The organism is Streptomyces sp. BK239 (assembly GCF_004217285.1).
In the GTDB taxonomy this organism is placed as follows: Bacteria; Actinomycetota; Actinomycetes; order Streptomycetales; family Streptomycetaceae; genus Streptomyces.
Map to the genome: position 1 here is coordinate 1,121,698 of NZ_SHKS01000001.1, position 12,727 is coordinate 1,134,424.

Here is a 12,727-nt window from a genome sequence, read left to right on the forward strand (position 1 = left end):
AGTGCCTCATGACCGGGCCGGACCCCACCGCCGCCGTCCACATCGACACCAGCAAGCCCCATCCGGCGCGCATGTACGACTGGTATCTCGGCGGCAAGGACAACTACCCCGTCGACGAGGCGATGGGCCGGCAGATGCTCGCCCTCGACCCGCGCGTGCCGGTCATGGCACGCGTCAACCGCGCCTTCATGCACCGGGCCACCCGCTGGCTCGCCCACCACGGCGTACGGCAGTTCCTGGACATCGGCACGGGCATCCCGACCGAGCCGAACCTCCACCAGGTCGCCCAGGAGGCCGCGCCCGACGCGCGCGTGGTCTACTGCGACAACGACCCGATCGTGCTGGCCCACGCGGCCGCCCTGCTGCGCAGCACTCCCGACGGCGTCACGGAGTACCTCCAGGCGGACGTCCGCGACCCCGCCGCCATCGTCGAGGGGGCCAGGAAGATCCTGGACTTCGACCGGCCGGTGGCCCTGTCGCTGGTCGCCCTGCTGCACTTCGTCTCCGACGAGGACGGCGCGCACGAACTGGTCGGCCGGCTTCTCGCCGAACTGCCGTCCGGCAGCTACCTGATGATGACCCACGCCACCGCCGACTTCAGCCCCGAGGAGTCCGCGGCGGCCACGGCGAAGCTCAAGGCGGCCGGCGTCACCCTGGCGCTGCGCTCCCGCGAGGAGTTCGCCCGCTTCTTCGACGGCCTCGACCTGGTCGAGCCCGGCGTCGCCGTGGTGCCCGACTGGCACCCCGAACTCGGCGAGCCCGTGCCCGGCCAGGACGACGGGGTCATCCCGGGGTACGGGGCGGTGGGCCGCAAACCCTGACGGCGGGACAGCACGCCTACGGCGGCGGCAGGACGGCGCACAGGGCGTCCAGCGCCGCCCCGTACGCGTGCTCGGCGGGTGTCGCGTAGCCGACGACCAGTCCGTCCGGAACCGCCGGGTCCGCGTCGTGCGCCGAGCCCGCCCGCGGGTGCCGGAACTCCGCGAGCCCGTCCAGTGCGACGCCCTGCCAGGCGGCGGCCTTCTAGGTGGAGCGCTCGGTGCCCGGCGGCAGCCGCAGCACCGCGTGCAGCCCGGCGGCGACCCCCGTCACCTCGACGTGCGGCGCGTGTTCCGCCAGCGCCTCGACCAGCCGGTCCCGGCGCCGGCGGTACCGCTGCCGCATACGCCGCACATGACGGTCGTACGCCCCGGAGGCGATGAAGTCGGCCAGGCTCAACTGGTCCAGGACGCTCGCCCAGGCCTCCCGCTCCCCCTTGGCCGCGAGGACGCCGTCCACGTACCGCTCCGGCAGCACCATCCAGCCCAGCCGCAGCGCGGGGGACAGGCTCTTGCTGACCGAGCCGATGTGGACGACCCGTTCGGGATCGAGGCCCTGCACGGCGCCGACCGGCTTGCGGTCGTAGCGGAACTCGCCGTCGTAGTCGTCCTCCAGCACCACCGCGTCCCGCGCGCGTGCCCAGTCGACGACGGCGGCGCGCCGGGTCGCATGGAGCGGGCCGCCGGTCGGGAACTGGTGCGCCGGGGTGAGCAGGACGCCCCGCTCGCGCCCCAGCAGTCCGACGCGGGCCCCGTCCTCGTCGAGGGGGAGCGGGACCGTCCGTACGCCCGCCGCCGTCAGCAGCCGCCGGTGGAAGCCGAGCCCGTACGCCTCCACCGCCAGCGGGCCGCGCAGCACCGCGCCCCCCGGCCCGCCGCTGCCCTCGCCCCTCGCGAGCGCAGGCTCGAACAGCAGCCGCAGGGCGTGCGCGAAACCGGAGCAGATCACGATGCGCCCCGGATCGGCGCGCACGCCGCGCGCGCGTGCCAGATACTCGGCCAGCGCCTCCCGCAACTCCCGGCGGCCGGCCGGGTCGCCCGGCCCGAACACCTCGCTGGGCGCCCCCTGCACAGCCCGCCGGTAGGACGCCAGCCAGGCCGCGCGCGGGAACGACGACGCGTCCGGACTGCCCTGCCGCAGATCGTGCCGCGGCCCACGCGCGCGGGGCGGCGTCTTCCGGGGCGCCCGTGCCGCGCCCCGCGCCGGCTCCACGCGGTCGGCGACCCGGGTGCCGGACCCCTGGCGAGCCGTCAGCCAGCCCTCCGCCACCAGCTCCGCGTAGGCGTCGGCCACCGTGTTGCGGGCGACGCCGAGGTCGGCGGCGAGTGATCGGTACGGGGGAAGCCGGGTCCCCGGCGCGAGCCGGCCGCCGCGCACGGCCTCCCGCAGCGCCCCGGTCAGCGCGGCCCGCCGCCCGCCCGGAGCGGACAGCTCCAAGTGCAGGTCGACGCCGATGCGCTCCCAGTGATTGACCCACGATTCCCCCATGGAAATGCACCCTACAAGGGGTCTTTGCGGCCCGTAGGTTGAGGGACATGACGAACACGACGACGCACACGACCGGCACGACGACCACCGCGACCGCGATCGCGACGACGGCGCACACGGACGGCCCCGGCATCGCCGCCGCCGAGGCCGCGCGCACCCGCCTCGACTTCGGGAAGTCCGCCCGCAAGGCCTTCCGCGCCCTCGTCGGTTTCGACGCGGCGGCCCGCGACGGCGTCGACCCGGCCCTCGTCGAACTCATCCAGATCCGCGCCTCCCACCTCAACCACTGCGCGTACTGCCTGCACATGCACACCAACGACGCCCGCAAGGCCGGCGAGAGCGAGGACCGGCTGCACATGGTCCCCGTCTGGCGCGAGGCCCGGCACTTCTTCACCGAGCGGGAACAGGCCGCGCTGGCGCTGACGGAGGCGATCACGCGCGTGGCCGACGGCGGCGTCCCCGACGACGTCTACGCCGAGGCCGCGGCCCGCTTCGACGACGAGGAACTCGCCCAGGTGATCGCCGTGATCTGCACGATCAACACCTGGAACCGGGTCGCCCTGGCGACGGGCAAGGTGGCGGGCACCGACGAACGCCCCTGACCGCCTCCCTCGGGGGCCTACGCGGGCGCACGCCGTCGCCCGGCCGTTCAGACGCTCATCGGCCGGTCGTACGGCCCGATCGGCGCCGGCAGGCGCGAACTCCCCGTCAGATGGCGGTCGACGGCCGCGGCCACCGCCCGGCCCTCCGCGATCGCCCAGACGATCAGCGACTGCCCGCGCGCCGCGTCCCCGGCCGCGAACACCCCGGGCACGTTCGTCGCGAAACCGGCGTCCCGTGTGATCGTGCCGCGCGGCTCCAGGGCCAGCCCCAGCTGCTCCACGAGCCCGTCCTCCCGGTCGGGCCCGGAGAAGCCCAGGGCGAGCAGCACGAGGTCGACGGGGAGCGTCCGCTCGCTGCCCCGCACCGGCCTGCGGCGCGCGTCCACCTCCACCAGGTGCAGCGAGCGGACGTGCCCGCTCTCGTCGCCGCTGAAGCGGAGCGTGGACGCGGCGAACAGGCGCGCGTCCGCGTCCGCCGCCGGAGCGGTCCGAAGATCGCGCGCCTCCTCGTGCGCCGCCGAGAGCCGGTAGATCTTCGGATACGTGGGCCAGGGATCGGTGTCCTCGTCGCGCTCCTCGCCCGGCTGCGCGTAGATGTCCAGCTGGGTCACCGACGCGGCGCCCTCCCGCACGGCCGTCCCCAGGCAGTCCGCCCCGGTGTCACCGCCGCCGACGATCACCACGTGCCGTCCGGCGGCCGACATCGGGGACGCCTCCAGATCGCCCTCGCGCACCCGGTTGGCCAGCGGCAGATACTCCATGGCCTGGTGGATGCCGGTCAACTCCCGCCCCGGCACACGCAGTTCGCGCCAGGCGGTGGCCCCGGTGGCGATCACCACCGCGTCGTAGCGGGACCGCAGATCGGCGGCCATGACATCGCGCCCGACCTGCGTCGACGTACGGAACTTGGTCCCCTCGGCGCGCATCTGCCCGATGCGCCGCTCCAGATGGTGCTTCTCCATCTTGAACTCGGGGATGCCGTACCGCATCAGCCCGCCGAGCCGGTCGTCCTTCTCGTACACCGCGACCGTGTGCCCGGCCCGGGTGAGCTGCTGGGCCGCGGCAAGCCCGGTGGGACCCGAGCCGATCACCGCCACCGTCCGTCCGGACAGCCGGTCCGGGGGCCGCGGCGGCGTGAACCCTTCCGCCCAGGCCCGGTCGGCGATGGCCGCCTCGACGTTCTTGATGGTCACCGCGGGCTGGTTGATGGCGAGCACACACCCCGCCTCGCAGGGCGCCGGGCACAACCGGCCGGTGAACTCGGGGAAGTTGTTGGTCGCGTGCAGCCGGTCGCTCGCCGCGAGCCAGTCCTCGCGCGACACCAGGTCGTTCCACTCGGGGATCAGGTTCCCGAGCGGACAGGCGTCGTGGCAGAAGGGGACCCCGCAGTCCATGCAACGGTCGGCCTGCTCACTGATGATGGGGAGCAGCGCTCCGGGGACGTACACCTCGTCCCAGTCCCGGACCCGCTCCTCGACGGGCCGGCGGGGCCAGTCCTGGCGGGGCGTGGTCATGAATCCCTTGGGATCGGCCATGGCCGTGTTCCTTGCGTACGCGTGCGGCGAGCCGTGCGTCTCCGGGCGGCGCCGCGTCCTCGGGCGGCGCTCCTGCGGCCACGATACGTCGTGGCCCTGGAGAGCGCAGGCCCCTGACAGCGCTTTCTCACCCAGCGGGAGACAGCGCCGGCTCTCAGGTGAGCGCCAGCACGTACGCGAGGGCGGCGCCGGCCGAGGCGACCGTGCGGACGTGGTTCCACACCGTCCACTCCCGCACGTACGCCGGCCAGTACGCGACCGCCTCCGCGGTGCCCGGCTCCAGCCCGGCCAGGGTCTCGTTGCGGGGCACGTTCGCCACCACGGTCACCCCGAACGAGCCGAACAGATACAGCGCGCTGCCCACCAGCAGCAGTACGGCCCCGTCGTCCGGCCACAGCACGAACGTCACCACCGCGATCATGGCGCACAGCACCGCCGTACCGAGGAAGACGACCATGAACGCCGGTGTCGTCGCGGCCGCGTTGACCGCGTTCATCGCGGCGACCCCCTGCGCGGGAGGCAGCGCGGCCAGTCCCCTCATGACGAAGGTGGAGAAAGCGCAGAACACGCCCGCCATCAGCCCGGCCCCCAGCACCCCGAGCACCGTCAGCACGAAGTACGGCTCATCGATCATGTCGACCCCACCTCCACGTCCTGGCTGCCCGATACCCCGCACGCCCCGTCCGTCACCCTGAACCCGCGCGCTGCGCCCCGGAGCCGCGACCGCGTACGCCTGCGTCCGCCGCGCGAGGAGACTTGAGTCCGCGCGCGCTCAGGACCCGGAGGAGCCGAACCGCCCCTCCCAACCCCAGGTCCGCAGCACCGCCACCACCTCCGCCGCGATCCGCAGCCGCGCCTCCCGCCGGGGCACGCCGTCCATCAGCAGCCGGTCGTACGGCGTGTCCAGATGCCGTACGGAGGCCACGACCGCCGACACCACCGCGCCCTCGGCCAGCGCCCGCCCGGCCGCGGTGCGCCCGACCCGCCCACTGCCCCGCACCGAGGCGTGCGCGGCGACGCTCCACGCCCGCTCGGCCGGACAGCGGGGGAACAGCCGCCGCACCTCCGCCGCGAACGCCTCCACGAACCGTTCGTCCCGCGCCGCCCGCAGCCGCGCGTCGCGCACCCGGCGCCGCCGCCGCGCCTCCGCGTCCGCCAGGCACCGCACCTCGGCCCGCGCCAGCCCCGCCTCCTCGACGAGGACGCCCTGCCGCTCGTAGCGCCCCTTGCGCCGGTTGAACCGGACGACGACCGCCGAGAGCGTGCTCTCCTCCCGCGACCTGCGCGTCAGCGCCGTGTCACCGCGCGGCAGGAACACCAGGTGCCCCAGATCGGCGCAGCCGAGACAGCGCGGCGCGCCGTCCTCCAGGACGAGCATCGGCAGCGGCCCGCGACGGCAGCCCGCGCAATGGCGGCGGCGCAGAGGCTGGAGGACGAGCAGCCCGCCGCGGGACGGGTGAGGTGCGAGAGCCGGCATACCGGCTTCTTTCCCTGCGGCGAGGCCGGCTGCGCACCGACCGGTTCTTTCACGCTGCGGTGAGCCCGGCTGTGCGCACCGGGACTTCAGGGCAGGCGATCCGGGTCGCGCGGCCGGGTCCCGTCTCCCGCCCCGGCCGTCGGCTGCGACGCCCGCCTGACGCATCATGGCCGTGTGCGACTCGAAGCGATCACCTGGGAACGGCTCGGCGACCACCTCGCCGACCGGCTGCTCGACCTGGAGCCGGGCGACGGCAGCCCCTGGCAGCGGGTCGCCTTCGACGGCGCCCCGGCGGCCCGCCCGGGGGACCTCGCCGAACGGGTCGCCGAAGCCCTGCGCGTACGCGGCCGGCCGTCCCGGGTCGTCGACACGCACGGCTTCCTGCGCCCCGCCTCCCTCCGCCTGGAGTACGGCCACCAGGACGTGGAGGCCTACTACGACGGCTGGTTCGACACCGGCGCGCTGTGGCGCGAGGTGTTCGGCCCGCTCGAAGCCGGCGGGGACGGCCGGATCCTGCCCGACCTCCGTGACCCCGTCTCCGACCGCGCCACCCGCAGCGACTACGTCCGACTCCCGCCCGGCGGCGTGCTGTTGCTGCACGGGCCCCTGCTTCTGCGGCACTGGTTCCCCTTCGACCTGACCGTCCACCTCCTCCTCTCCCCGGGCGCCCTGCGCCGCCGCACCCCCGAGGCCGACCACTGGACGCTCCCCGCCTTCGAGCGCTACGAGCAGGAGACGGATCCGGCCGCCAGGGCCGACGTTCTGGTGCGGACGGACGATCCACGCCATCCCGCGTGGAACGGGTGAGGCAGTCCGGCCGCCCGCTCCCGGCCGCCCCCACCGAGCGAAGGTGCGCACCTCCACCCGGCCGGTGAGAATCGAAGGACGCCGCGAAACGACACCCCAGGGCGCCGGGAGCGGCGCGATCCGCGTCGCGTCGGCCGCCCGCACCGGGAGGCACACCATGACCACCGCCGGACAGATCATGCATCGGGGCGCCCAGTGGATCCCCGCCCACGAGACCCTCGAACGCGCCGCCCAGCTGATGCGCGAGCTGAACGTCGGCGCCCTGCCCATCAGCGACGAGAACGAGCGGCTCTGCGGCATCCTCACCGACCGGGACATCGTCGTGGGCTGCGTGGCCAAGGGCCACGACCCCGCCAAGGTCACCGCCGGGCAGATGGCCCACGGCACCCCGCGCTGGATCGACGCCGACGCCGAAGTCGAGGAAGTGCTCCGGGAGATGCGGGACCACCAGATCCGCAGGCTGCCCGTCATCGCGGACAAGCGCCTCGTGGGCATGATCAGCGAGGCCGACCTCGCCCAGCACCTCACCGACGACCAGATGGCGTCCTGGGTCGAGAGCGTCTACGCCAGGACCGGAACTGGCCCTGAATGACCTGCCGTGCGCACGGCGTCGGACCTCGGTGACCCGCCGTCGCCTCACCGCCGGCCGGCCCCCCGGCCCTGGGCGACCCGGCCGCGTCGACCCCCGCGGACGGCCCGGTCGGCTGCGATGATCGCCGCATGACGCGAACCGACGGGTATCTCCTCGACAACCGACGTGACGAGGCGGGGGAACGCTTCGAGGCCTTCGCCACGCTCTTCGACCCCACGACGTTCCGGCACCTCGAAGGGCTCGGCGTCGGACCGGGCTGGCGCTGCTGGGAGGTCGGCGCGGGCGGTGTGTCCGTGGTGTCCTGGCTGGCCAAGAAGGTCGGCCCGACCGGCAAGGTCGTCGCCACCGACATCGACATCTCCCGGCTGGCCCCCGCCGCCCGTCCGCCGGTGGAGGCGCGCGTGCACGACGTCGGCGCCGAGGAGCCGCCGGGCGAGGGCTTCGACCTGGTGCACGCCCGGCTCGTGCTCGTCCACGTGCCCGAGCGGGAGCGGGCGTTGCGCTCGATGGTCAAGGCGCTGCGTCCCGGCGGACGGCTCCTCCTGGAGGACGCCGACCCCGCCCTGCAGCCCCTGCTGTCCCCCGACGAGCACGGCCCCGAGCAGCAGCTCGCCAACCGGCTGCGGCACGGTTTCCGCTCGCTGCTTCAGCGCAGGGGCGCCGACCTGTCCTACGGCCGCAAGCTGCCCCGCCTCCTGCGCGAGGCCGGGCTGCGACAGGTCGAGGCCGACGCCTACTTCCCGCTCACCTCGCCCGCCTGCGCGGCCCTGGAGTCGGCGACGGTCCGGCAGATCCGCGCCGACCTCGTCAGCGCGGGCATCGCCACCGACCAGGAGATCGACCGCCACCTCGCCAACGTCGCCGCCGGCGGTATGGACCTGGCCACGGCGCCGATGATCTCCGCGTGGGGGCGGAAGGGGTAGCCCGCCCGGGCCGGGAGGCGGCGGCCGGTGAGCCGGCGGGCCGAGGGCGCTTCAGCCGATGCCCGCCCTGTCCGCCCTCGATGCCGCCCCGGCCGCCCTCGGTGTCGCATGGTCGCCGGGTGCGGGCGGTCTGCCGCCCACACGTTCCACCGCGTGAGCTCCCGCCTCGCACCCCTCGGCAGCCGCGTCGCCGGGTGCGGCCCCGGCGAGCAGCGCGGCGAGGAACGCGCCCGTGAAGGCGTCGCCGGCACCCGTGGTGTCGCACGGGGTGGCCGGGACGGCGGGAACGCGGGCGATCACGGCGCCGCCCCGGGCCACCACCGCACCGTCCGCGCCGTGCTTCGCCACCACCAGCGGGAACTGACGGCTCAGCGCGGCCGTCGCCTCCGCCCCGTCGGACAGGCCCGTCAGCAGACAGGCCTCGTCATGGCTCGGCAGCAGCACGTCCACCCCCTGCACGAGCGTCAGGAAACGCTCCACGCCGAGCTTCACCAGGAACCCCGCCGACGCCGGGTCCAGACTCACCGGCACGCCACGCGCGTGTGCCGACGCCAGCGCCGTGCGCACCACCGCCCGCCCGGACGCGGAGAACAGCAGGTATCCCGACAGATGCAACCGGCCGACCCCGTCCAGCAGCGCGTCCGACCAGTCGTCCGGCTCCAGCCGCAGGGACGCGCCGCTGTCGGTGAGGAAGGTCCGCTCGCCCCCCGCCCCCGTGTCGACGAGGCAGATCACCGTCCCCGTCGTCGCCTCGGGATCGACGACGAGCCGGGGCCGCACCCCGCAGGCGATCAGCTCCCGCTCGTGCCAGGCCGCCCCGTCCGCCCCCACCCGGCCGAGCAGCCGTACGTCCGCGCACCCCCGGTGAGCCGCCCAGCACGCCACGTTGGCGCCCGCCCCGCCCGGCAGGGTCCGGATCACGGAGGCCGTGTCGGTGCCCGAGGCCAGCGGCCCGCGGTGCCGTGCGACGACGTCCGTCACGACGTCCCCGACGACCAGCAGCGCCCCGCCCTCACGGCGTCCGCCCCGGCCGGTGGCGTCGGGCGCCGCCCCGCCGGGCCCCACGCTCACACCCCGGCCCACGCCGACGCGATCCGCCCGGCCAGCCGCACGTTTCCGCGCACCGCCGCGAGGTTGGCGTTCAGGGATGCGCCGTCGGTGTGCCGGACCAGGTAGTCGAGCAGGAACGGGGTGACGCCCTGACCGGTGACGCCCTCCGCCTCGCACGCGTGCAGCGCGTCGGCCAGCACACGCGCGTGCAGACCGGGATCGAGCTGCTCCGCCTCGGGCACGGGATTCGCCACGATCAGCGCCGACTCGGGGCCGCCGACCTCGTCCTGCGCGCGCATCACGTCCGCCACCTGCGCAGGGCTCTCCAGCCTCCAGTCCACGGGATGACCCGAGTCGGACAGGTAGAAGCCGGGGAAGCGGTCCGTGCCGTACCCGGCCACGGCGACTCCCAGCGTCTCCAGGCGCTGCAGGGTCGCCGGCACGTCCAGGATCGACTTCACGCCCGCGCACACCACCGTGATCCGTGTGCGCGCCAGCAGGCCGAGGTCGGCCGACTCGTCCTGGGTCGCGGTCCACTCCCGGTGCACCCCGCCGAGCCCGCCCGTGGCGAACACCCGGACGCCCGCCAGGGCGGCCAGCAGGGCCGTCGCGGAGACGGTGGTCGCCCCGCTCGCCCCGGAGGCGACCGCGAGCGGCAGGTCGCGGTGGCCCAGCTTGCGGATGCCGTCCTCGTTGGCGACCCTCTCCAACTGCTCCTTGTCCAGGCCGACATGGGGGTGCCCGTCCAGCACGGCGATCGTCGCCGGCACGGCGCCCTCCGCGCGCACCACCGCCTCCAGCTCCCGCGCCACCTGCAGGTTGCGCGGTCGCGGCAGCCCATGGGCGATGATCGTGGACTCCAGGGCCACCACGGGGCGACGCGCGTCGAGCGCCTCCCGCACCTCTTCCGACACCACCAGCACCACGAGCCGGCCTCCCGTCGATCGGTCCTGCCTCGTCCTGCCTCGTCTTTGGATCTCTGGCGGGCGGGGAGCCCGATCAAACCCCCGAGGCCTGCAGGCGACGCCACCGGCCCGGGATGCCTGACCGACGCCACCGGCTTGGAACGCATGACCGGCGGGACCCGCTGGGGACGCATCACACCGGCGCGACCGGCCCGGGTGGATGCGACGGCGCCGGCCCGCGCCTGTGACCGGCGGGACTGGCCCCGGCGCATGATCGACGCCGCCGCGCCGGAACGCATGACCGCGGCACCCGCCGGGGACGCAGATGACCGGCGTGCGACCGCGCCCGGTGCATGACTGACGGCAGCGGGCCGCGGCGCATGATCGACGCCGCCGCGCCGGAACGCATGACCGCGGCACCCGCCGGAGACGCAGATGACCGGCGTGCGACCGGCCCCGCGCATGACCGGCGCGACCGGCCCGGCGCATGAGCGACGCCGTCGGCCCGAGGCGTATGACCGGCCGCGCGTGGCCCGGTGCTACGGCCGCCGGGCCGTGCCCCGCGTGAACAGCGCAAGCGCGGCCAGCGGGAGGAGGAGGCACGCTGCCGCGAGGTTCAGCCATCCGTAGCTCGCCCGGGCGACCACCAGGCCGGCGACCGCTCCGCCGACGCCCGCCGAGGCGTTCATGACGAGGTCGGACAAGCCCTGTGCGGCGGCCCGCGCGGGCTGCGGCACGGCGTCGGTGAGCAGCGCCGATCCGGACACCAGCCCGGCCGACCAGCCCAGGCCGAGCACGAAGAGCCCCGCGGCGGTCTGCCCCTGGCTGCCGCCCGCCGTGCCGGACAGGAACAGCGCGCAGGCCAGCAGCCCGGCCGCGAGCCCCGTGACGGACAGCCGCCCCACCCGGTCAGCCAGCCGCCCCATCAGCGGGGAGAACGCGTACATGCCCGCGATGTGCACGCTGATGACCAGCCCGATCAGATCGATGCCGGCACCGTGGTGGGCGAGGGCGACCGGAGTCATCGACATGACCGACACCATCGCCGTGTGGGACACGGCGACCGTCACCAGCGCGAGCCGCGCGAGGGGCGAGGCGGCCACCGCGGACAGCCCCGCGCGCAGGGAACGGGCCTCGGCCGACCGCTCCTCCTCGGGCGCTAGCGCGCGTGCCGTCAGCAGGGGGTCCGGGCGCAGCAGGACGCCGATCACCACCGCCGAGACCAGGAAGATCCCGGCCGCCCACAGGAACGGTCCCGCCGCCGCGGGTATCCCCAGGGCGGAGACGCTGCGGCCGGCGGGCGCGGCGATGTTCGGGCCCAGGACCGCGCCGACGGTGGTCGCCCACACGACGAGCGAGATGGCCCGGGCCCGCCGGTCCGGCTCCGCCAGGTCGGCGGCCGCGTACCGGGCCTGGAGGTTCGCCGCCGACGCCGCACCGAAGGCGGCCATCCCGCACAGCAGCAGCGGGAAGCTCCCGATCCGGGCCGCCAGGACGACGAGACCGCCGCCCAGCGCGCCCACCAGATAGGCCAGCACCAGCCCCGGCCTGCGGCCCCTCGCGGTCATCAGCGCGGCCAGCGGCACCGACAGCACGGCCGTGCCGGCGACGGTCGAGGTGGCCGCGAGCCCGGACAGCGCGTCGGTGCCGCTCACCTCCTGGGCCAGCACGGCGGACAGCGCGATGCCGGTGGCGACGCCCAGCCCGCCGAGGATCTGACCGGCGACCAGCACCGCGGTCGTGCGGCGCCGCAGCGCGGGCAGCAGCTCCGCGCTGACGGCCGGGACGGTCCCCTCCACAGCGGTCACGACGTCCACCCGGCCCGGCGGAGGCGGTCGCTGGACGGCGCCGGCCCCTGGCCGGGCGGATACGCGTGCGTGTCATGAATGGTCACTGGCGCAGTGTCCCCCTTGCCTTCCTTCCCGCCCATCCCGCGGCCTCAGAACAGCGGCTCGGGCAGCACCCCCTCCAGCGCGAGCAGCTTGCGCTTGGCCTCCAGTCCGCCCCCGAACCCGCCGATCCCGCCGTCGCTCTCCACGACCCGGTGACAGGGCACCACCACGGGAAGGGGGTTGGCGCCCATCGCCAGCCCCACCGCCTGCGCGGCCCCCGGCTGCCCCACCCGTCTCGCCAGCTCGCCGTATCCCACCACAGCTCCGTACGGCACGCCGGCGGCCAGCTCGCGCAGCACCTGCCGGTGGAAGCCGGAGATCAACGACCAGTCCAGCGGCAGCTCGAAGTCCTTGCGCGCCCCCGCGAAGTAGGCCTCCACCTGAGATGCCGCCTCCGCCAGCAGGGGGGAGGAGGGCGCCTCGACGGGCTTCGCGCCCAGCCGGTCCGCGAGACGGCCGAGCGCCCGGTCCCGCACCGCGTCGGCGGCGTGGAAGATGACGTTGACCAGCCCCTCGTCGGTCGCGGCCAGCAGCAGCGGGCCGATGCGGGTGCCGACGACGGTCCACACGACGCGCTGCTCGATCTGCTCCTGGCTGTCCATGCGCCCACCGTACGACCCGCCACTGACAACGCACC

Annotated in this window: 12 protein-coding genes and 1 pseudogene; 5 read left to right on the forward strand and 8 right to left on the reverse strand. The window is 75.1% G+C overall.

Annotated features, from left to right (window positions below; translation table 11 throughout):
* The first annotated feature begins 8 nt into the window (after positions 1 to 8).
* Positions 9 to 821, forward strand: a complete 813-nt coding sequence (locus EV567_RS04905) for an SAM-dependent methyltransferase (protein ID WP_130437323.1) — start codon at positions 9 to 11, stop codon at positions 819 to 821.
* A gap of 16 nt (positions 822 to 837) precedes the next feature.
* Here EV567_RS04905 and EV567_RS04910 read toward each other — a convergent pair.
* A pseudogene (locus tag EV567_RS04910) lies at positions 838 to 2,307 on the reverse strand (PLP-dependent aminotransferase family protein).
* A 47-nt stretch (positions 2,308 to 2,354) separates the two neighbouring features.
* Between EV567_RS04910 and EV567_RS04915 the strand changes: the two are divergent.
* A complete protein-coding gene (locus tag EV567_RS04915; RefSeq protein ID WP_130437324.1) occupies positions 2,355 to 2,909 on the forward strand; it encodes a carboxymuconolactone decarboxylase family protein in 555 nt (184 codons plus the stop codon).
* Between the two features lie 47 nt (positions 2,910 to 2,956).
* Here EV567_RS04915 and EV567_RS04920 read toward each other — a convergent pair whose 3' ends face one another.
* The 3 genes from EV567_RS04920 to EV567_RS04930 all read right to left on the reverse strand — a co-directional run bounded on the left by EV567_RS04920 (position 2,957) and on the right by EV567_RS04930 (position 5,921).
* A complete protein-coding gene (locus tag EV567_RS04920) occupies positions 2,957 to 4,444 on the reverse strand; it encodes a glutamate synthase subunit beta (protein WP_130437325.1) in 1,488 nt (495 codons plus the stop codon).
* Between the two features lie 154 nt (positions 4,445 to 4,598).
* Complete coding sequence (locus tag EV567_RS04925) at positions 4,599 to 5,078, reverse strand: DUF1772 domain-containing protein (RefSeq protein ID WP_130437326.1); 480 nt, start codon at positions 5,076 to 5,078, stop codon at positions 4,599 to 4,601.
* Positions 5,079 to 5,216: 138 nt separating this feature from the next.
* Complete coding sequence (locus tag EV567_RS04930) at positions 5,217 to 5,921, reverse strand: DUF2293 domain-containing protein (protein ID WP_130437327.1); 705 nt, start codon at positions 5,919 to 5,921, stop codon at positions 5,217 to 5,219.
* A gap of 174 nt (positions 5,922 to 6,095) precedes the next feature.
* Between EV567_RS04930 and EV567_RS04935 the strand changes: the two genes are divergently transcribed.
* From EV567_RS04935 to EV567_RS04945, 3 genes are all read left to right on the forward strand, one after another.
* Positions 6,096 to 6,728, forward strand: coding sequence for a uridine kinase (locus EV567_RS04935; RefSeq protein WP_130437328.1), 633 nt, complete (start codon positions 6,096 to 6,098; stop codon positions 6,726 to 6,728).
* 157 nt (positions 6,729 to 6,885) lie between these two features.
* A complete protein-coding gene (locus EV567_RS04940) occupies positions 6,886 to 7,320 on the forward strand; it encodes a CBS domain-containing protein (protein WP_130437329.1) in 435 nt (144 codons plus the stop codon).
* A gap of 128 nt (positions 7,321 to 7,448) precedes the next feature.
* Positions 7,449 to 8,243, forward strand: a complete 795-nt coding sequence (locus tag EV567_RS04945) for a methyltransferase domain-containing protein (protein ID WP_130437330.1) — start codon at positions 7,449 to 7,451, stop codon at positions 8,241 to 8,243.
* A 51-nt stretch (positions 8,244 to 8,294) separates the two neighbouring features.
* Here EV567_RS04945 and EV567_RS04950 read toward each other — a convergent pair whose 3' ends face one another.
* From EV567_RS04950 to EV567_RS04965, 4 genes are all read right to left on the reverse strand, one after another.
* On the reverse strand, positions 8,295 to 9,308 hold the full coding sequence (locus EV567_RS04950; protein ID WP_130437580.1) for a carbohydrate kinase family protein: 1,014 nt from the start codon (positions 9,306 to 9,308) through the stop codon (positions 8,295 to 8,297).
* A 2-nt stretch (positions 9,309 to 9,310) separates the two neighbouring features.
* A complete protein-coding gene (locus EV567_RS04955; protein WP_165430302.1) occupies positions 9,311 to 10,219 on the reverse strand; it encodes a pseudouridine-5'-phosphate glycosidase in 909 nt (302 codons plus the stop codon).
* A gap of 518 nt (positions 10,220 to 10,737) precedes the next feature.
* A complete protein-coding gene (locus EV567_RS04960) occupies positions 10,738 to 12,006 on the reverse strand; it encodes an MFS transporter (RefSeq protein ID WP_130437331.1) in 1,269 nt (422 codons plus the stop codon).
* A gap of 131 nt (positions 12,007 to 12,137) precedes the next feature.
* Positions 12,138 to 12,692: a methylated-DNA--[protein]-cysteine S-methyltransferase gene (locus tag EV567_RS04965; RefSeq protein ID WP_130437332.1), complete on the reverse strand. Its 555-nt coding sequence runs from the start codon at positions 12,690 to 12,692 to the stop codon at positions 12,138 to 12,140.
* Between the last annotated feature and the right edge of the window lie 35 nt (positions 12,693 to 12,727).

What these genes read in the sequence shown, in the direction of transcription:
- EV567_RS04905 (WP_130437323.1), top strand. Translation starts at nt 9, where the DNA reads ATGACCGGGCCGGACCCCACCGCCGCCGTCCACATCGACACCAGCAAG.
- EV567_RS04915 (WP_130437324.1), top strand. Translation starts at nt 2,355, where the DNA reads ATGACGAACACGACGACGCACACGACCGGCACGACGACCACCGCGACC.
- EV567_RS04920 (WP_130437325.1), bottom strand. Translation starts at nt 4,444, where the DNA reads ATGGCCGATCCCAAGGGATTCATGACCACGCCCCGCCAGGACTGGCCC.
- EV567_RS04925 (WP_130437326.1), bottom strand. Translation starts at nt 5,078, where the DNA reads ATGATCGATGAGCCGTACTTCGTGCTGACGGTGCTCGGGGTGCTGGGG.
- EV567_RS04930 (WP_130437327.1), bottom strand. Translation starts at nt 5,921, where the DNA reads ATGCCGGCTCTCGCACCTCACCCGTCCCGCGGCGGGCTGCTCGTCCTC.
- EV567_RS04940 (WP_130437329.1), top strand. Translation starts at nt 6,886, where the DNA reads ATGACCACCGCCGGACAGATCATGCATCGGGGCGCCCAGTGGATCCCC.
- EV567_RS04945 (WP_130437330.1), top strand. Translation starts at nt 7,449, where the DNA reads ATGACGCGAACCGACGGGTATCTCCTCGACAACCGACGTGACGAGGCG.
- EV567_RS04965 (WP_130437332.1), bottom strand. Translation starts at nt 12,692, where the DNA reads ATGGACAGCCAGGAGCAGATCGAGCAGCGCGTCGTGTGGACCGTCGTC.